The 18,415-nt window shown below is 59.3% G+C and carries 19 protein-coding genes and 1 pseudogene; 9 read left to right on the top strand and 11 right to left on the bottom strand.

Annotated elements, in window-relative coordinates; all coding sequences use genetic code 11:
* Window positions 1–7 precede the first annotated feature (7 nt).
* On the bottom strand, window positions 8–1,120 hold the full coding sequence (locus BT199_RS08290) for an LOG family protein (protein WP_014717178.1): 1,113 nt from the start codon (window positions 1,118–1,120) through the stop codon (window positions 8–10).
* 294 nt (window positions 1,121–1,414) lie between these two features.
* Complete coding sequence (locus BT199_RS08295) at window positions 1,415–1,849, bottom strand: PA3611 family quorum-sensing-regulated virulence factor (protein WP_014717179.1); 435 nt, start codon at window positions 1,847–1,849, stop codon at window positions 1,415–1,417.
* A 178-nt stretch (window positions 1,850–2,027) separates the two neighbouring features.
* On the opposite strand from BT199_RS08295, the gene BT199_RS08300 reads away from it, so the two are divergent.
* The 3 genes from BT199_RS08300 to BT199_RS08310 all read left to right on the top strand — a co-directional run bounded on the left by BT199_RS08300 (window position 2,028) and on the right by BT199_RS08310 (window position 4,087).
* On the top strand, window positions 2,028–2,747 hold the full coding sequence (locus BT199_RS08300; protein WP_032903391.1) for a tRNA-uridine aminocarboxypropyltransferase: 720 nt from the start codon (window positions 2,028–2,030) through the stop codon (window positions 2,745–2,747).
* A 251-nt stretch (window positions 2,748–2,998) separates the two neighbouring features.
* A complete protein-coding gene (gene erdR, locus BT199_RS08305; RefSeq protein WP_003189050.1) occupies window positions 2,999–3,649 on the top strand; it encodes a response regulator transcription factor ErdR in 651 nt (216 codons plus the stop codon).
* A 75-nt stretch (window positions 3,650–3,724) separates the two neighbouring features.
* Window positions 3,725–4,087, top strand: a complete 363-nt coding sequence (locus tag BT199_RS08310) for a diacylglycerol kinase (RefSeq protein ID WP_019817716.1) — start codon at window positions 3,725–3,727, stop codon at window positions 4,085–4,087.
* A 3-nt stretch (window positions 4,088–4,090) separates the two neighbouring features.
* Here the strand turns inward: BT199_RS08310 and BT199_RS08315 are convergent, their stop codons facing one another.
* Entirely contained in the window at window positions 4,091–5,017 is a 927-nt protein-coding gene (locus BT199_RS08315) for a LysR family transcriptional regulator (RefSeq protein ID WP_003189054.1), read from the bottom strand.
* A gap of 125 nt (window positions 5,018–5,142) precedes the next feature.
* Here BT199_RS08315 and fpr point away from each other — a divergent pair, with 125 nt between their 5' ends.
* Window positions 5,143–5,922, top strand: a complete 780-nt coding sequence (gene fpr / locus BT199_RS08320; RefSeq protein WP_003189055.1) for a ferredoxin-NADP reductase — start codon at window positions 5,143–5,145, stop codon at window positions 5,920–5,922.
* 134 nt (window positions 5,923–6,056) lie between these two features.
* Here fpr and tsaA read toward each other — a convergent pair whose 3' ends face one another.
* From tsaA to BT199_RS27655, 7 genes and pseudogenes are all read right to left on the bottom strand, one after another.
* The gene (gene tsaA, locus BT199_RS08325; RefSeq protein ID WP_014717182.1) at window positions 6,057–6,752 is read right to left on the bottom strand and encodes a tRNA (N6-threonylcarbamoyladenosine(37)-N6)-methyltransferase TrmO; all 696 of its coding nucleotides are present in this window, start codon (window positions 6,750–6,752) and stop codon (window positions 6,057–6,059) included.
* 4 nt (window positions 6,753–6,756) lie between these two features.
* The gene (locus tag BT199_RS08330; protein ID WP_005785469.1) at window positions 6,757–7,218 is read right to left on the bottom strand and encodes a YehS family protein; all 462 of its coding nucleotides are present in this window, start codon (window positions 7,216–7,218) and stop codon (window positions 6,757–6,759) included.
* Between the two features lie 68 nt (window positions 7,219–7,286).
* Window positions 7,287–7,997, bottom strand: coding sequence for an rRNA pseudouridine synthase (locus tag BT199_RS08335; RefSeq protein ID WP_032903270.1), 711 nt, complete (start codon window positions 7,995–7,997; stop codon window positions 7,287–7,289).
* Window positions 7,998–8,204: 207 nt separating this feature from the next.
* Window positions 8,205–8,675, bottom strand: a complete 471-nt coding sequence (locus BT199_RS08340) for a GNAT family N-acetyltransferase (RefSeq protein WP_072434288.1) — start codon at window positions 8,673–8,675, stop codon at window positions 8,205–8,207.
* A gap of 100 nt (window positions 8,676–8,775) precedes the next feature.
* Complete coding sequence (gene rimO / locus BT199_RS08345) at window positions 8,776–10,116, bottom strand: 30S ribosomal protein S12 methylthiotransferase RimO (RefSeq protein WP_003231334.1); 1,341 nt, start codon at window positions 10,114–10,116, stop codon at window positions 8,776–8,778.
* A gap of 181 nt (window positions 10,117–10,297) precedes the next feature.
* Window positions 10,298–10,633, bottom strand: coding sequence for an addiction module antidote protein (locus tag BT199_RS08350; protein WP_014717185.1), 336 nt, complete (start codon window positions 10,631–10,633; stop codon window positions 10,298–10,300).
* Window positions 10,630–10,953 (bottom strand): annotated as a pseudogene (locus tag BT199_RS27655) (type II toxin-antitoxin system RelE/ParE family toxin). The gene BT199_RS08350 and the pseudogene BT199_RS27655 overlap by 4 nt, the downstream one beginning before the upstream one ends.
* Window positions 10,954–11,367: 414 nt before the next feature.
* On the opposite strand from BT199_RS27655, the gene BT199_RS08360 reads away from it, so the two are divergent.
* The 4 genes from BT199_RS08360 to BT199_RS08375 all read left to right on the top strand — a co-directional run bounded on the left by BT199_RS08360 (window position 11,368) and on the right by BT199_RS08375 (window position 15,542).
* The gene (locus BT199_RS08360; RefSeq protein ID WP_014717187.1) at window positions 11,368–13,269 is read left to right on the top strand and encodes a potassium transporter Kup; all 1,902 of its coding nucleotides are present in this window, start codon (window positions 11,368–11,370) and stop codon (window positions 13,267–13,269) included.
* A gap of 135 nt (window positions 13,270–13,404) precedes the next feature.
* Window positions 13,405–14,511, top strand: coding sequence for an NADH:flavin oxidoreductase/NADH oxidase (locus BT199_RS08365; RefSeq protein WP_072434290.1), 1,107 nt, complete (start codon window positions 13,405–13,407; stop codon window positions 14,509–14,511).
* 103 nt (window positions 14,512–14,614) lie between these two features.
* A complete protein-coding gene (locus BT199_RS08370) occupies window positions 14,615–15,151 on the top strand; it encodes a GNAT family N-acetyltransferase (RefSeq protein ID WP_014717189.1) in 537 nt (178 codons plus the stop codon).
* A 205-nt stretch (window positions 15,152–15,356) separates the two neighbouring features.
* Entirely contained in the window at window positions 15,357–15,542 is a 186-nt protein-coding gene (locus tag BT199_RS08375) for a hypothetical protein (RefSeq protein ID WP_014717190.1), read from the top strand.
* A gap of 54 nt (window positions 15,543–15,596) precedes the next feature.
* On the opposite strand, the gene BT199_RS08380 is transcribed toward BT199_RS08375, so the two are convergent.
* A complete protein-coding gene (locus BT199_RS08380) occupies window positions 15,597–17,222 on the bottom strand; it encodes a glucan biosynthesis protein D (RefSeq protein ID WP_072434291.1) in 1,626 nt (541 codons plus the stop codon).
* 304 nt (window positions 17,223–17,526) lie between these two features.
* Here BT199_RS08380 and BT199_RS08385 point away from each other — a divergent pair, with 304 nt between their 5' ends.
* A complete protein-coding gene (locus BT199_RS08385; RefSeq protein ID WP_014717192.1) occupies window positions 17,527–18,234 on the top strand; it encodes a tellurite resistance TerB family protein in 708 nt (235 codons plus the stop codon).
* Window positions 18,235–18,415 lie beyond the last annotated feature (181 nt).

Here is an 18,415-nt window from a genome sequence, read left to right on the forward strand (position 1 = left end):
CAAAAAATCACGCTGTCTCTGGCGTCATCCGTTGCTGGGCCTTGCCCTGAGCCTCTGCCCAGTTCTCCGGCAGGTTGATGTAATCCACCAACTCCCGCAATCGCCCCTGATCGCGACCGTTGAAATTGAACACCAGGCGCGTCAAATGGCTGAATCTCGGCTCGTCATGGTCTTCGCCCGTATAGGCGAGTTGCTGGAATTCGCCACTGAGCCGCAGGCTGGCAAACGCTTGCTGCATATGGGCGAGGGCGCGCTCACTCAGGGGATGATTCATGCGCACCACAAACTCACGCTTAAGCCAGCGGGTGGAGTGGAAGTTGGCGTAGAACTGGTTGATTTCGTCTACGGCCTCTTCGGCGCTGTAGACCAGGCGGACCAGTTTGAGGTCGGTGGGCAGGATATAGCGATTGGCTTCCAACTGACTGCGGATGAAATCCAGGGCGCCTTGCCAGAACCCACCGCCCGGCGCATCCAGTAGCACTACCGGCACCAGTGGGCTCTTGCCGGTCTGGATCAGGGTCAGCACTTCCAATGCCTCGTCGAGGGTGCCGAAACCGCCAGGGCACAACACCAGCGCGTCGGCTTCCTTGACGAAGAACAGCTTGCGGGTAAAGAAGAAGTGGAATGACAGCAGGTTGTCGGTGCCATCAATGGTTGGGTTGGCATGCTGTTCAAAGGGCAGGGTGATATTGAACCCTAGGCTGTGCTCCAGGCCCGCACCTTCGTGGGCCGCGGCCATGATGCCGCCACCGCCACCGGTGATGACCATCAGGTCGGACCGTGCCAACGCCGCACCTACCTCTCGGGCTAGCGCATACAGCGGGCTTTCCACTGGCGTACGCGCCGAGCCAAATACCGTGACTTTGCGCCGGCCCTTGAATTGTTCGAGCACCCGAAAGGCATGGTCCAGTTCGCGGATAGCCCGCAGGGTGATCTTGGCGTTCCAGCGATCACGGTCGTCCTGGGCCATGCGCAGGACGGTGAGGATCATGTCTCGATAAAGGGAGATATTCGGGCTGTTGGGGGCGATCAACTGAATTTGTGCGTCGACCTGCTGGGTGAGGTCGGTCCCGTTTTCTTCAAAATGACGAAGCAACAAATCATTCGATTCATAAGGCATTCAATTTCTCCTTCTCTACAGGGCCTGGGTAGTCGACGAGAACGTCGCCTGGGCCACGACACTGCTTGTGTCGCGGCATGCCGCAGGAGGGCAGGCCTTTTTTGCCCTGAAAATGTGACAGAACAGCGTTAAAAACTGTGGTGGGCGGGCATCTGGGATGAGCTGATCATGGGCCGAAAAACCCTTGGCTGGCAACCGCTTATTGATGGCTCATTAGGCAGTTTAGTCGTTGACAGCAAACGCAGCGGGGGCGTGCGCGCCGCTGGGCAGCGGCGCGGGAGGGGCAAGCAAAGGTTACTTTTTCTTCTTCGTCGGAGCCGGGCAATCGGCCTCTGCGAACTTGACCGAGGCCACCGGGCGATTGGTCTTGTTCTCGGTGATTTCATAGCGCATCACTGCGCCCTTGGCCATCAGCTCGCGGTAGCCCGGGTTGGTGCATACACTGCGGCCCAGCTGGAAATACACAGCCTTGGGGTTGGCGCGCATCTGTTCGGCACGGTCAGGCAACACGCTGAGGTGATCGATCAGTTGCATCCCTTCAACGGTGTAGGCGACTTCCAGGGTTTTTTCGTCGATTTCCCGGGGCAGGTCCTTGTTGCTTTCGGCCGCGACGCTTTGCAGCTTCTTGTTCATTTGAGCCTCCAGCAGCGAGGCCGCGTGGGCGCCCATAGGCAAGACCAGCGCAAGGGCGACGGATGGGGCAACAAGGCGCAGCATGGAACGCAGCATGAAACTCTCCTGATTCGGTTACTGGTGCATAGACCAGCCACTGGGCTGTGCGTTCAGTGGCGCGCAATTATAGGTGAGCCCTTGCCACTACAGCCAGGCGTATCGCTGGTAAACTGCGGGACTTCTGTTTTTCACGAGTTTGTTCCGTGTCGATTTCTTCTACTTCGCCGCGTGCCCGATGAGTCACGCCGTCTCCCGTTTGCGTACCCAGCGTCTGGCGCGTGCCGTCAGGCCGTTTCTCAATCGGGGTTCCCGTGCTGAGCGCTGTCCCGGCTGTCGGGTCATTCCTGAGTACTGCCTGTGTGCCTGGCGGCCGCAGGTAGAAGCCAAGTCCGCCATGTGCCTGTTGATGCATGACGTTGAACCGATGAAGCCCAGTAACACGGGCTGGCTGATCGCCGATGTCATACACGACACCACCGCGTTTGCCTGGTCGCGTACCGAAGTCGACCCCGAGTTGCTCAGGTTGCTGGCCGACCCGCAGTGGCAACCCTACATTGTATTTCCCGGTGAATTCGTGGCGCCGCAACGGGTGGTCAGTGAAGTGCGCGTGGAGGAGGGCAAGCGCCCACTGTTCATCCTGTTGGACGGCACCTGGAGCGAAGCGCGCAAGATGTTTCGCAAAAGTCCCTATCTGGAACATTTACCGGTGCTGAGCCTGGCGCCCGAACAGTTGTCACGTTACAAGCTACGGCGCTCCAAGCGTGATGACCATTTCTGCACCGCCGAGGTGGCGGCGCTGTGTCTGGAGCTGGCCGATGACCTGGCCGCTAGCGAAGTGCTGGATGCCTATCTTGATGTGTTTAGCACCCATTACCTGGCTGCCAAATTCCAACTGCCATTGGATGCGGCGGACACCGTGCATACCCGCCTTGCACCCTACATCCCGGCGGGATAACCAGACGACGTTTGCATGATGGCACTGTAAGCCCGCAACCCGCTAAAATCCCCACGGGCGTAGTGCTTGACCCTCCAGGCTACGCTGGGCATGCTGTGCGCCGATTGGGCGCAACCGTGAATTATCGACGTCGTTTCATGTGTTTTTGACGTTGAGCGGGCCCTGTGGCGATCGCTGCCTGGCCGTCGCCTCGTGTATTGGTGAACCCTGAACCCATCAGGGCTCCCATAAAAAACAGGATCATTTAACCAATGGCCACATACGAAATCCTGATTGCCGATGACCACCCGCTGTTTCGCAGCGCACTGCATCAGGCCGTAACCCTGGGCCTTGGCCCCGATGTACGTCTGGTCGAAGTGGCCAGCATTGCCGAACTGGAAGCCCGCCTGACTGAAAAATCCGACTGGGATCTGGTGTTGCTCGACCTGAACATGCCGGGCGCGTACGGTTTCTCCGGGCTGGTGCTGCTGCGCGGCCAATACCCGCAGATCCCCGTGGTGATGGTGTCGGCCCAGGAAGAAGCCGACGTGGTGGTGCGCTCCAAAGAGTTTGGCGCCAGCGGCTTCATTCCCAAGTCCAGCGCGATGGAGGATATCCAGAAAGCCGTGCGCACGGTGTTGGACGGCGATGTGTCCTGGCCACCCCAGGCGTTTGAAGAAATCAATGTGTCCGATGAAGCCAAGGCCGCCCGCGATGGCCTGGCCAGCTTGACGCCCCAGCAGTTCCGAGTATTGACCATGGTCTGCGAAGGGTTGTTGAACAAGCAGATTGCTTACGAATTGAGTGTGTCGGAAGCGACCATCAAGGCCCACGTTACGGCGATTTTCCGTAAGTTGGGCGTGCGTACGCGCACTCAGGCGGCGTTGCTTTTGCAGCAACTCGAGTCCATCTCGCAACATTAAGTTACAGCCGCTTCACGCTTTTTTGACTTTGCGTGATCTAGCTTCCCCACTTCTTTGGTTCAGTTGCCTACATCTATGTCGCCTTTCAAGGGTCAAACCGGTATCAAACGTATCTTCAATGCAGGGGGCTATTCCCTGGATGGCCTGCGTGCGGCTTTCACTGGCGAGGCGGCATTCCGCCAACTGGTATTGCTGAATGTCATCCTGATTCCCGTGAGCTTTTTCCTGCAGGTCAGCCGGGTTGAACGGGCGCTGCTGATTGCAGTGTGTTTGTTGGCGCTGATCGTCGAATTGCTCAACTCAGCGGTAGAAGCGGCCATTGACCGTATTTCCCTGGACCGCCACCCGCTGTCGAAAAACGCCAAGGACATGGGCAGCGCCGCGCAATTCGTGGCACTGACCATGATCACCCTGGTATGGGCCGTAATCCTGATCTGACGATCACGCGATACTCGGCAGCACGATCTCGTCGCTGCGCTGCACCCCAGCGGTGAAGGCGCGGCACAGTTCGAGAAACTCGCGCATCGCCGAGGTCTGGTACTTCTGCTTGTGCCAGATGAAGTAGAACTGCCGGGCCAGGTCCAGGTCCGGGGTTTCTACCGGCACCAGGCTGCCACGGCGGAAGGCATCGCGCAGCGCCAGCCGCGAAATGCAGCCAATCCCCAAGCCCGACTCCACTGCCCGTTTGATCGCCTCGGTGTGTTCCAGCTCCAGGCGGATATTCAGCGCGCTGCGGTGATGACGCATTGCCTGATCAAAGGTCAGTCGCGTGCCCGAGCCCTGTTCCCGCAGGATCCACGCTTCGTGGGTCAACTCGTCCATGGTGGCCACGCCACGCTTGGCCAAATGATGCTGGGGCGCACAGAACACCACCAGCTCATCTTCTACCCACGTCTGCACCTCGATATCCGGGTGGCTGCAGTCGCCTTCAATTAGACCCAGGTCAATTTCGTAGTGGGCAACCTGATGCACGATATGGGCAGTGTTCTGCACATGCAGCTTTACCTGGCTCTCGGGGTGTTGCTGCATAAAGCTGCCAATCAGCAGCGTCGCCAGGTAATTGCCTATGGTCAGCGTGGCGCCGACCGCCAGGGAACCGAAGCCTGACTTGCCGTTGAGCAGGTCTTCGATCTCCTTGGCCTGGTCCAGCAATGCCACCGCCTGGGGCAACAGCTGGTGACCGAGGGCGTTGAGGCTCAGGCGTTTACCGGCGCGGTCGAATAATTGACAGCTGGATTGACGCTCCAGCTCGGTGATTGAGGTGCTGGCGGCGGATTGAGATAAGGCCAGAAGGCCAGCAGCGCGCGAGACGCTTTCCTGCTGGGCGACGGCGACGAAAACTTGCAGTTGACGGAGAGTAAATCGCATATCGATATAACCGATAACCCTTATCTTAATAATCCAGTTAACAGATATTGTCGCCGCCATTAGAATGCTGTGCAATTGCGCATCCTTACCTTTGGCGCAGACCCATTTCCAGGAGTCCCCCGTACATGAGCAACATGAACCACGAGCGTGTCCTCAGTGTTCATCACTGGAACGACACTCTGTTCAGCTTCAAGTGCACCCGCGATCCGGGCCTGCGCTTCGAGAACGGTCAGTTCGTGATGATCGGCCTGCAACAGCCCAACGGCCGCCCGCTCATGCGCGCTTACTCCATTGCCAGCCCGAACTGGGAAGAGCATCTGGAGTTCTTCAGCATCAAGGTGCCCGATGGCCCGCTGACTTCCCAGTTGCAGCATCTGAAGGAAGGCGACGAGATCATCATCAGCAAAAAACCGACAGGCACCCTGGTGCTTGACGATTTGAAGCCGGGCAAGCATCTGTACCTGCTCAGCACCGGTACTGGCCTCGCCCCGTTCATGAGTGTGATCCAGGACCCGGAGACCTATGAGCGTTTCGAAAAAGTGATCCTGTGCCACGGCGTGCGTTACGTCAACGAAGTTGCCTACCGCGAATTCATCACCGAGCACCTGCCGCAGAACGAGTTCTTCGGTGAGGCCCTGCGTGACAAGTTGATCTACTACCCGACCGTGACCCGCGAGCCGTTCGAAAACGAAGGCCGCCTGACCGACCTGATGCGCAGCGGCAAGCTGTTCAGCGACATCGGCCTGCCGCCAATCAATCCCGAGGACGACCGCGCCATGCTGTGCGGCAGCCCAAGCATGTTGGACGAGACCAGCGAAGTGTTGAACAGCTTTGGCCTAAAGGTTTCGCCACGGATGCGTGAGCCGGGTGACTACCTGATCGAGCGTGCGTTCGTCGAGAAGTAATACGAGAGTCAGTAACACCAGCGATCCCAAAAAATGTGGGAGCTGGCTTGCTTGCGATAGCATCACCTCGGTTCAACTGAACCACTGAGGTGTCTGCATCGCAGGCAAGCCAGCTCCCACATTTGGTTTTCGCCCTATTTAGCCGAAACCACTTCCAGCACACAAATCATCCCCGGCTCCGGGTAGTGCCAGCGCACATCCACATCCCAGAACCGCACACCGTATTCCCGTTCTGAGGTAGGAACCTGATACGCCGGCCGCGGATCCTGTGCCAGACACTGTTCAATCAACTCCACCAACGGTTCACCAAGGCGCTGTGCATGGCCTTGCGCCTGTTGCAGTGCAGCCTTGAGCCATTGCACGCCGATCAGCGCGGGCGCATTGCTGGCGATGTCGTTGGTGGCCGCATCCACGATATCGGCATACGGCACATACGGCTTGATATCCAGCACCGGCGTGCCATCGAGCAAATCTATGCCCGATATCCACAACCGCCCCGGTTCCACCTTGTCCAGCTTCACCACCGACTGGCCGATGCCATTGGGACGATGGGTTGCGCGGGTGGCAAACACACCCATGGACGTATTGCCGCCCAGGCGTGGCGGGCGCACTTTCAGGCGTGGCTTGTCTTCCAGTGCCTGATGAAACAGAAACAGCAGCCACACATGGCTGACCTGCTCCAGCCCCTGCACCGCCTCACCCTGGTCGAACGGCGCCACCAGCTCCAGCACGCCACGGGCAGCCGGTGCCAGTTGCGGTTGGCGCGGGATGGCGAACTTCTCCTTGAAACAGGAGCGTACGAAGCCGACGGGCGAGACCTGGTAACTCATGGGCTTAGGCACGGACCCGCAAGGTCAGGCCCTTGAGGAAGTTACGCAGCAACTGATCGCCACAGGTGCGGTAGTTGGTATGACCAAACTTACGGAACAGCGCGCTCAGCTCTGGCTTGGACACCGGGAACTCCGCCGCCTTGAGGATTGCATGCATGTCGTCTTCCTTCAGTTCGAAGGCCACGCGCAGCTTTTTCAGGATGATGTTGTTGGTCACCGGGGTTTCGATTGGTTGCGGCGGGCGGCTTTCGTCCTTGCCGCGCTTGAAGATCACCAGACCATCGAGGAAGTGGGCCATGACTTCATCCGGGCAGAACACAAAGCCTTCTTCCTCATCTTTCTTGAGGTAGGTCAGCAGGTCTTCCTTGGTCACGTCCATGCCGCCGAGCTTGATGATCTCGACCATCTTGTTGTCGCTGATGTCGAGCATGTAGCGCACGCTGCGCAGTACGTCGTTGTGAATCATGGTGGGCAATCCTGGTATTCAACTGATGACACCGCCGGAATCAGGCGGTGTCGGGAAAAGGGAACGGCTTAAAACTTTTCTTTGCCGGACAGGTAACGCCATTGGCCCACTGGCACCTTGCCAATGGACACGCCGCCGATGCGGATGCGGCGGATGGCGATGACTTTCAGGCCAACGGCTTCGCAGAACAGCGCGATCACGCCGGGTTGCGGGTTTTTCAGCGCAAAGCGCAGGCGGTTCTCGTTCTGCCAGCTGGCTTTGACGGCAGGCAGCTCTTTGCCTTTGTAGGTCAGGCCGTGGTTCAGGCGGTTAAGGCCGTGGGCAACCATGTCGCCTTCGACTTCCACCACGTATTCCTGCTCGATCTTGGCGGCATCGGCGGTCAACTTGCGCAGAATCTTCCAGTCTTGGGTGAACACTAGCAGGCCACTGGCCTTGGCTTGCAGGTCGGCGCTGGCGCTCAGGCGCAGGAAATGCCCCTTGAGCGGACGCTTGCCGAAGCGGTGTTCTTCAGAGAGGGTTTCGGCGCTGATCGAGGCCATGGCGGTTTCAGCATCCATGCCTGCGGGGGCGTGCATCAGGATGGTCACCGGCTCTGGCGCGGTGGCTTTAGCTTCCGGGTCCAGCTCGACCTTCTCGTCAGTGACCTTGAACTGCGGCTCGTCGATCACTTCGCCGTCCACCGAGACCCAGCCGCCTTCGATAAACAGCTCAGCCTCCCGACGGGAGCAACCGACCAGTTCGATAAGGCGTTTGGAGAGGCGTATGGGGTCAGTCATGACAAGGGCCGTAACAAAAGGGGGCCACTATTGTACCTGCCTGGCGCCGGTTAATCCCGGCCCCATTTCAGCCCATGTGCCATAACAATTACTTAACTGACGCAACACGGGTCAAATGTGGGAGTTGGCTTGCCTGCGAAGGCGGTATACCAGCACCGGATGGGTAGACTGACCCGACGCCTTCGCGGGCAAGCCAGCTCCCACAGTTCAGGCATTACGGGCCTGTTGCTGCTGGCGCAGACGCAGGTGCAGCAATGGATAAGGCTGCCCAAGCCCATCATGTTCTGTTCGCCCGATTACCTCGAAGCCTTGCTTGAGGTAAAAACCCAGGGCCTGGGGGTTCTGTTCGTTGACGTCCAGTTCATCGGCGTTCATGTGTTCGATCGCGTAGCCCAGCAATTGCCGGCCCAGCCCCTGGCCACGGTAGCGCGGGTCGATAAACAGCATTTCCACCTTGCCCGCCGACACCCCGGCGAAGCCGGTAATGTGCTGGCGCACGTCCTTGGTGCAGACCAGCATGACCGCATCGAGGTAGCGGCTCAGCACCAGGTTTTTCAACATGTCGATATAGCTGTCCGGGAGGAAGTCATGGGTGGCGCGTACCGAGTCCTCCCAGATCTGCACCAGGCGTGCGTAGTCGCTGGTTTTAGGTGTGTGAATCACCGAATGCTGACGCATACCCGCTGTCCCTTGCTGTATTCGGGGTTGATGGACAATACGATAGACCTAAAAAAGCCCCGCATCTTCTCAGAGGCGAGGCTTTTTTATCACCGTGCGATCAGTCGCGCTTTTCAGCCCACAAGTCGTACTCGTCGGCGTCGGTCACGGTGCACCACACTTTGTCACCCGGCTTCAGGCCGCTGGCATCGTCGATAAACACGTTACCGTCAATTTCAGGGGCGTCGAAGAAGCAACGACCCACCGCGCCTTGCTCGTCGACTTCATCGATCAGCACTTCGATTTCCTTGCCGATGCGCAGTTGCAGGCGTGCCGAGCTGATCGCCTGCTGGTGCGCCATGAAGCGCTCCCAACGGTCTTGCTTGACGTCGTCCGGTACCACGGCCAAGTCCAGCAGGTTGGCCGGAGCACCTTCCACCGGCGAGTACTGGAAGCAACCGACGCGGTCCAGCTGCGCTTCGGTCAGCCAGTCCAGCAGGTACTGGAAGTCTTCCTCGGTCTCGCCGGGGAAACCGACGATGAAGGTGGAGCGGATGATCAGCTCCGGGCAGATCTCGCGCCAGTTCTTGATGCGTGCCAGGGTCTTGTCTTCAAACGCCGGGCGTTTCATCGCCTTGAGCACTTTCGGGCTGGCGTGCTGGAACGGGATGTCCAGGTACGGCAGGATCTTGCCGGCGGCCATCAACGGGATCAACTCGTCCACATGCGGGTAAGGGTAAACATAGTGCAGGCGCACCCACACGCCCAGGCTGCTGAGGGCTTCGCACAGCTCGGTCATGCGGGTTTTCACCGGCGCGCCGTTCCAGAAACCGGTGCGGTATTTCACATCGACGCCGTAGGCGCTGGTGTCCTGGGAGATCACCAGCAGCTCCTTGACGCCAGACTTGACCAGACGCTGGGCCTCGTCGAGCACATCACCCACCGGGCGGCTTACCAGTTTGCCGCGCATCGACGGGATGATGCAGAAGCTGCAGCTGTGGTTGCAGCCTTCGGAAATCTTCAGATACGCGTAGTGGCGTGGGGTCAGCTTGATGCCTTGAGGCGGCACCAGGTCGATCAGCGGGTTGTGATCCTGGCGTGGCGGCACCACCTCGTGCACAGCGTTGACCACTTGCTCGTACTGCTGCGGGCCGGTCACCGCCAGCACACTCGGGTGCACGTTACGGATATTGCCTTCTTCCACCCCCATGCAGCCGGTCACGATGACCTTGCCGTTTTCCTTGATGGCTTCGCCGATCACTTCCAGGGATTCGGCCTTGGCCGAGTCGATGAAGCCGCAGGTGTTGACCACCACCACATCGGCGTCCTGGTAAGTGGACACGACGTCGTAGCCTTCCATACGCAATTGCGTGAGGATGCGCTCGGAGTCGACAAGCGCCTTCGGGCAACCCAGGGAAACAAAGCCAACCTTGGGGTTGGCTTTTGCGATGGTGGTGGACATGTCTAACCTCGGTATTGAATGACGCTGCCGGTCGTGCACGACAAGGCAACGGATGGGCGCTTGGTGCGCCTCTGATCAAAAAGTGCGCAATTCTATCGGTGGGCAACGCACTTGACCAGCTTTATGCAGGGAAATGCGACGAGTGCTGCGCCGGGTCATCCCCATAGCCACTGGCGCGCGCTTAAGCCCGGATGTCTTGTTCGGTTCGGTGCGATACCACTTTAGACATGCCCACACCTAACGCCTGGAGGACTTTAAGCAAAGTGGAGAGCTTAGGATCGCCGCCGACGCCGATGGACCTGTAGAGGTTTGCTCTATTGAGTCCTGTGTTCTGCGACAAGCTGAGCATCCCACCACGGGCTTCCGCCACTCGACGGATAGCGACAAGGAAAGCGTCCTCGCCACCGGCTTCATCTATTTCCTCAAGCGCGACAGATAAATATTCGAGGGCGAATGCTTCGTCGTTGCGAAGCATTTCCAGAACGCTATCTTCGTGCGGGCGGGTACGAATGGTCATTTTTGCTGCACCTTGTAAGATTTCCAGAGAGCCTTGGCCTGATCGATATCGTTCTGCTGTCTGGCCTTCGAACCACCGCCCAATAGGAAAATGATTTTTCGATCCTGGACTGCCTAATACACGCGAAACCCCGAGCCGAAATCGAGCTTCATCTCAAAGACCCCATCACCCACTGGCTCGGTAACGCCAAAGTGACCAAGGGACGCTCGATCCACTCTGGTGGTGATTCTTGCTTTCGAACGCGCGTCCTGCACTGTATCCAGCCAAGCCTGGAAGATATCCACGCCGTTGATTGACAGTACGTGTTTCACTTCGTACATGAGGAGTGTACCTTAAAAGAGACAGTCCGATAGTTGAGTTTTTATATCGACTGCGCGCCCTGCGAATGCACGATTGACTGATCAGGTAATCCGGCCAAGGCGCTCCTGCTCACACCACCCAGGCAGCACGACTGAGCCGGGCCAGGAATATACGGTTGGCCGTAAATGTGATCAATGCAGGCAAAAAGGCGCCAAAGTGCTGCTGTGCCCGCTATGACTGATTGCCTAAAACGACACCCCGTTCACTTGAACGGGGAAATACGACGAGTGCTGCGCTATGCTTCGCGCCGTTGCGCACGGGTAAAGCCCTTGGGTCAATAAAACGTCTGTTACGAGAAGTAAAACAGCGCATGCTAGGGTCAGCTTAGAAGCGCTGTTTATAAAAGACCTCAGGTCAAAGGGCAGGAGTGGTTGATGGGTCAGGCAAGTAGTCAGGCAGCAGGTGCCGAGCATTCAAAAGCCAAGCCGATTGGCATGCTAGTGGCGGCGGTCGGGGTGGTTTATGGCGATATCGGGACCAGCCCGCTCTACACCCTTAAAGAGGTGTTCAACGGCGGTTATGGGGTGCAGGTCAACCATGACGGTGTCTTGGGGATCCTTGCGCTGATCTTCTGGTCGCTGATCTGGGTGGTGTCGATCAAGTACGTGCTGTTCGTGCTGCGTGCCGACAACCAGGGCGAGGGCGGCATCATGGCCCTCACCGCGTTGGCCCGGCGAGCTGCCGGGAAGCACACGAAATTGCGCAGTTTCCTGGTGGTGTGTGGCCTGTGTGGCGCGGCGTTGTTCTACGGCGACAGCATGATCACCCCGGCAATTTCGGTGTTGTCGGCCATCGAAGGCTTGGAACTGGCGTTCGACGGCCTGGAAAAATGGGTGGTGCCCATTGCCCTGGTGGTGCTGGTGGCGCTGTTCCTGATCCAGAAACACGGCACCGACCGCATCGGCAAGCTGTTTGGCCCGGTGATGGTGACCTGGTTCCTGGTGTTGGGCGGCCTGGGGGTGTACGGCATCCTGCAGCAACCCGAAGTGCTCAATGCACTGAACCCGGCATGGGGTGTGCGCTTCTTCATGGTTCACCCCGGTATTGGCGTGGCGATCCTCGGCGCGGTGGTGCTGGCATTGACCGGCGCTGAAGCGTTGTACGCCGACATGGGCCACTTCGGCCGCAAACCCATCGCCCGCGCCTGGTTCCTGCTGGTGCTGCCGGCGCTGGTGCTCAACTATTTTGGCCAGGGCGCGATGCTGCTGGGCGATCCGGAGGCGGCGCGCAACCCGTTCTACCTGCTGGCGCCGAGCTGGGCCCTGGTCCCGTTGGTGGGCTTGTCCACCATGGCCACGGTGATTGCTTCCCAGGCGGTGATTTCCGGCGCGTTTTCGTTGACCCGTCAGGCGATCCAGTTGGGTTACATCCCGCGCATGCATATCCAGCACACCTCCAGTGCCGAACAGGGCCAGATCTACATCGGTGCGGTGAACTGGTCGTTGATGGTCGGTGTGATCCTGCTGGTCCTAGGCTTCGAATCCTCCGGTGCCCTGGCCTCGGCCTACGGCGTAGCTGTGACGGGCACCATGCTGATGACCACCATCCTGGTGTCGGCGGTGATGCTGCTGCTGTGGAAATGGCCACCGGTGCTGGCCGTGCCGCTGTTGCTCTGCTGCCTGTTGGTGGATGGCCTGTTCTTCGCAGCCAACGCGCCGAAGATCCTCCAGGGCGGCGCCTTCCCGGTACTGGCGGGGATCGTGTTGTTTGTGCTGATGACCACCTGGAAGCGCGGCAAGCAATTGCTCGTCGGCCGTCTCGACGAGGGTGGCCTGCCGTTGCCGATCTTCATCAGCAGCATCCGCGTACAGCCGCCCCATCGCGTTCAGGGTACGGCAGTGTTCCTCACCGCGCGGCCCGACGCCGTGCCCCATGCTCTATTGCATAACCTGCTGCATAACCAAGTGCTGCATGAGCAGGTGGTACTGTTGACCGTGGTTTACGAAGACATTCCACGGGTGCCAGCGGCGCGACGCTTCGAGGTGGATGCCTACGGCGAAGGCTTCTTCCGCGTGATCCTGCACTTCGGTTTCACCGATGAGCCGGATGTGCCTGAAGCGCTGAAACTGTGCCATCTGGATGACCTGGACTTCAGCCCGATGCGCACCACTTACTTCCTCAGCCGTGAAACGGTGATTGCCTCGCGCATCAAAGGCATGGCCCGTTGGCGCGAAGTGTTGTTTGCCTTCATGTTGAAAAACGCCAACGGCAACCTGCGGTTCTTCAAACTGCCGGTCAACCGTGTGATCGAGCTGGGTACCCAGGTCGAGATGTAAGGCGCTGCCTACCGGGAGCCGGCAATCGGCTCCCGCTTTCCTTCTGAACCCTGTGCAAACGATGGTTGTCGACTAGGCTGGTAGGAGCGAGCTCGCTCCTACAAAAATGCCTATGAAGCCCAGAAGAGGTGCGCCATGAGTCAGCTGCTCGAACCTTACACCCTGCGCCAATTGACCCTGCTCAACCGCATCGCGGTTTCACCCATGTGCCAATACTCCAGCGACGATGGCCTGGCCAATGACTGGCACCTGGTGCATCTCGGTAGCCGGGCCGTGGGTGGCGCCGGGCTGATTTTTACCGAGGCCACGGCGGTGACCGCCGATGGCCGTATCACCGCCCAGGACCTGGGCCTGTGGAACGACGCTCAGATCGAACCATTGCGGCGCATCACCCGTTTTATCGCGGCCCAGGGCGCGGTGGCTGGGATCCAGCTGGCCCATGCCGGGCGCAAGGCCAGCACCCATCGGCCATGGATCGGCAAACACGGCAGCGTCAAGCCGGAGGAGGGCGGCTGGGTGCCGGTGGGGCCCTCGCCGATTGCCTTCGACCCCAATCACACCCAGCCCAAGCCACTGGACGAAGGGCAGATCCAGCAAGTGATCGCTGACTTTGTCGCCGCCGCCAAGCGCGCCTTGACCGCAGGCTTTGAGGTGGTGGAAATCCACGCCGCCCACGGGTATCTGCTGCACCAGTTCCTCTCGCCGATCAGCAACCAGCGTCAGGACCACTATGGCGGCTCCTTCGAAAACCGCATTCGCCTGGTGCTGGAAGTGACCAGGGCCGTGCGTGCCGTGTGGCCAGAGGAGCTGCCGCTGTTTGTGCGCGTGTCGGCCACCGACTGGGTGGAAGATGGTTGGAACCCGGATGAAACCGTGGAGTTGGCGCGCCGCCTGAAAGACTTGGGCGTTGACTTGATCGACGTGTCCTCTGGCGGCACCGCTGCCAATGCCGAGATTCCCACCGGCCCCGGCTATCAGACGCGCTTCGCCGAGCGAGTGCGCAAGGAGTCGGACATCGCCACCGGCACGGTTGGCATGATTACCGAACCGGCCCAGGCCGAGCATATCCTGCGCACTTGCCAGGCCGACATCATCTTCCTGGCCCGGGAACTGCTCCGCGACCCGTACTGGCCTTTGCATGCCGACGATGATCTGGGTGGGCGCAAGGCCATCTGGCCCGCGCAATACCAGCGCGCCACCCACCGCGACCAGCCGATTCATGAGTCGGATCTGCGCGATTGATCCTGCACACGGCCCTACCGGACCCACCCTGACACGGTGGGTTTTTTCTTGCTCGCGTTTATAGGAAGGCTGATCCTTGGCGGTTGTTAAGCAGGAGAAGCTTATGCTGGTGGAACGCGCGTTAACCGAAGACGATATCCCTTTGCTGGCAACCATCGATCGTACGGAGCTGATCCCGGCGTGCTATCGCATGGACTGCGGCGAACTGGTGTTGTATGCCACACATCATGATATGCGCGGCTGGCCTGAAGGCGAGGCTGAACAGGATGCGGTGGCGCTGCATGCCTGCCTCCAGCGCGGCGGGTGGTTGTGGGGCGTATTCGACGGCCCGGTGCTGGTCGCCGCAGTGGTGGTGGACAATCGGTCCTTCCATCACCAGGGCTTGCTGATGCGGCAGTTGAAATTCCTGCATGTCAGCCATAGTGCCCGCGGTACTGGCCTGGGCGGTCGGTTGTTGGCGCTGGCTTGCGAGCACGGCCGGCAAGTGGAGGTCCAAGCGCTCTATATCTCGGCGACGGAGTCGCGTAACACCGTGGACTTTTACCTGCGCCATGGTTGCCATTTGTTGCAGCAACCCCACGCTGAGCTTTATGCGCAAGAACCGCTAGACATCCACCTGTATCGACCCCTGCGTGAGTAATGGCTGTAGGCTTTTATTACCGACGTTATTTTTTTAAGTTAATACTCTAAAAAAATCCCACGAATGGTGAGATAGTTTCTACGCTAAGGGTAAGCCCGACTCCTGGCCCAGGGAGACAGGCGGTTGGTCCGCGAAGCCGTTGCGCTTCCCGGGAGTTGGGAAATGGGCACCAGGAGTGTTTGACTGATATCAGGAGTAGCGGTCCATGGCCAAGTCCTATGGCGTAGCGGGTGCGGTGGCGTCTTTTCTGAGTCGCCGGATGTCCTTGCGGGGTCGAAGGTTGAGTTCAGATGAGATGGAGTTGCTGGTGCAATACCGGGCGCTGACCGAGAGCGATCAGGTGGCGATGCGCTATCTGATTGGCGCGATGAAAAGCGTGTCGCGATTCTGAGCCAAATCCGATCATTCCCACGTTATTGCGTGGGAATGATCGTGCAGTGTGGCATCAGGTGTATTTGCGTTGCTCTGGGGCAGGTGGGAAGTACTGATACAGCCAGGTTTCACTGAGGGTGCGGTCCTGGGTTCGTATAAACAGGCGCAATTCGACGGGTTCCACGCTGTCGCTGGTGGGGTACCAGTCGAACAGGATGCGGTAGCCCTTGATGTTGTCCAGCACCAGCACACTGAAGTCCTTCACCTCACCATGGGAACAGGTCACCACGGGCTCGATGCCGGTGCCCGCTGGCAGGCGATCCAGGCCGCCGCCCTTGAAGTCCACGGCGAAACGCCGCGCCCATACCTTCGGATAATGCTCGCCGGGTGCCCAGCCTTCGGTAAAGCCGCCCATGCCGGAACGGGTCGCATCGACCTGTGCCAGCGGCGTGCTCACTGGCGGCAGTGCGCTCCAGTACAGCTTGTAGCCGTAGTTGAGCGAATCACCGGCGGCCACAGGCTTTTTCGGGGTCCAGAAGGCCACGATATTGTCCAGGGTTTCGCCAGTGGTGGGGATTTCCAGCAAGTCGATGGAGCCTTCGCCCCAGGCCGTGGTCGGTTCAACCCACAGGCTTGGGCGTTTGCTGTACCAGTCGACGGTGTCCTGGTAGCTGGCGAACTCATGGTCGGTCTGCACCAGGCCGAAGCCTTTGGGGTTGGTGTCGGCGAACGCGTTGAATTGCAACTTGGCCGGGTTGTTCAGGGGGCGGCAGATCCACTCGCCGTTGCCGCGCCACATGGCCAGGCGGTCCGAGTCGTGGATTTGCGGGTGGATGGTGTCGCACATGCGGCGCTCATGGGTGCCGCAGCTGAACATACTGGTCATGGGCGCGATGCCCAGTTGCTCGATGGCGGTGCGCGCATTGATGTGCGCGTCGATCGCCATCACCACTTGGTTGGCCTGGCAGTCGATGTCGAAGCGGTAGGCACCGGTGGCGCTTGGCGAGTCGAGCAGGGCGTAGACCACAAAGCGCGTGGCGTCCTTGTCCGGAGTTTCGAACCAGAACTGCGTGAAATCGGGGAACTCCTCGCGTTTTTTCGCGTAGGTATCAATCGCCAGGCCACGCGCCGAGAGGCCGTACTGGCCGGTGGAATCCACCGCACGGAAGTAGCTGGCGCCCAGAAACGACAGCACGTCATGGCGGTCCAGCTCCGGCGCCTTGAACAGCTTGAAACCGGAGAAACCCAGGTCGCCGGTCAATTGCTGGGTGTCCACCGTGGTTTTTTCATAGTTGAACAACGAAGGGCGAAAATGCACTTCGCGGGCTTCACGGGTCTTGGGGTCGACGCTGTGCATGCGCACCGGCGTCTTGAAGCCCATGCCGACGTGGAAGAAATGCACGTCCAGTTGGCCGTTCAACTCTTTCCACAGCGAATGGTTACGGTCATAGCCGATGGCGTTGAAATTCTGCGGGGTCATGGTAGCCAGGGTCGGCGGCAGCACCTGCTTAGTGTCCTGGTAGCCACGGGTGGCCAATTGCTTGGCCTGGGCCTTGAGCGATTCGAAATCGAACGCCACGGCCTTGCCATCGGCAGCCCGATTCCCGGCCCAGGCCTGCGCGGCCAGCAGGCCACTGGCCGACAAACCGGTGTAAGCCGCAATGGCCATGGATGCTTTGAGCAAATTCCTGCGGTGCATAGAGACAACCTGTCGTGAGCAAATCCCGCGCCGTTCCTGGCACGTAGCGGATCAGAAATAACGGTTCGGACATGCCTTCGGCCAAACGCAACGGACAATAAACAGACGCCGGATAGCTTAAGCGGTTCGATGAACAAGGCAAATTGATTGATGGCGGGATGATGGCGTTGCATATGCAACAAGACATTTCCAGCATCGCAGTAGAACGTTACATCTGGAAGCACTCTAGATCGCGGCTTTTTGGCACTTAGTTTTACGCTGAAGGCCTATTGGTCCTACGAACCCAAGTGTCTGGAGGCTACGAATGAATACCCGTGGATTGCTCGATCAACTGCTTAAGTCTGGCCAGGATATGTTGCAAAACAAGGCGGGTGGCCAGCCTAAGTCGAATGACAAGGGCGCCCTCGGCGGCTTGCTCAGCGGTGGCGGGCTCGGCAGCATGCTCGGCGGTGCAGGCGGCGGGGCCCTGGCGGCGGGGGCCATGGGCTTGCTGCTGGGCAACAAGAAGGCGCGTAAATTCGGTGGCAAAGCGCTCACCTACGGCGGCCTGGCCGCACTGGGTGTGATTGCCTACAAGGCTTACGGCAACTGGCAGTCCCAGCAAGCCAGCGCGCCCCAAGGCGAGCCGCAAACCATCGACCGCCTGCCAGCGGCCCAGGTCGAACAACACAGCCAAGGCATTCTCAAGGCATTGGTGGCCGCGGCCAAGGCTGACGGCCATGTGGATGAGCGCGAGCGTGCCTTGATCGAAGGCGAGTTTACCAAGCTGGACAACGATCAGGAGCTGCAGCACTGGCTACACGCCGAACTCAACAAACCCCTGGACCCCACCGACGTCGCCCGCGCCGCAAGCACCCCGGAAATGGCCGCCGAAATGTACATCGCCAGCGTGATGCTGGTGGACGAAGAAAACTTCATGGAAAAAGCCTACCTGGACGAACTGGCACGCCAACTGAAACTTGAGCCCGGCTTGAAGCTTGAGTTGGAAAAACAAGTACGGCTTAACGCATAAACAAGGCCACACGCTCATCAAAAATGTGGGAGCGGGCTTGCTCGCGAATGCGGTAGACCAGTCACTCTATTTCTGGCTGACTCACCGCATCCGCGAGCAAGCCCGCTCCCACTTTTGCATTCTGTGCACTGCACATCAAAAGCCTTGATAAAAGCGCGCAGCCGCTCAGCTATACTCCCCT

The sequence above is a fragment of the Pseudomonas sp. NFR02 genome, from assembly GCF_900119375.1.
Taxonomy (GTDB): Bacteria; Pseudomonadota; Gammaproteobacteria; order Pseudomonadales; family Pseudomonadaceae; genus Aquipseudomonas; species Aquipseudomonas paracarnis.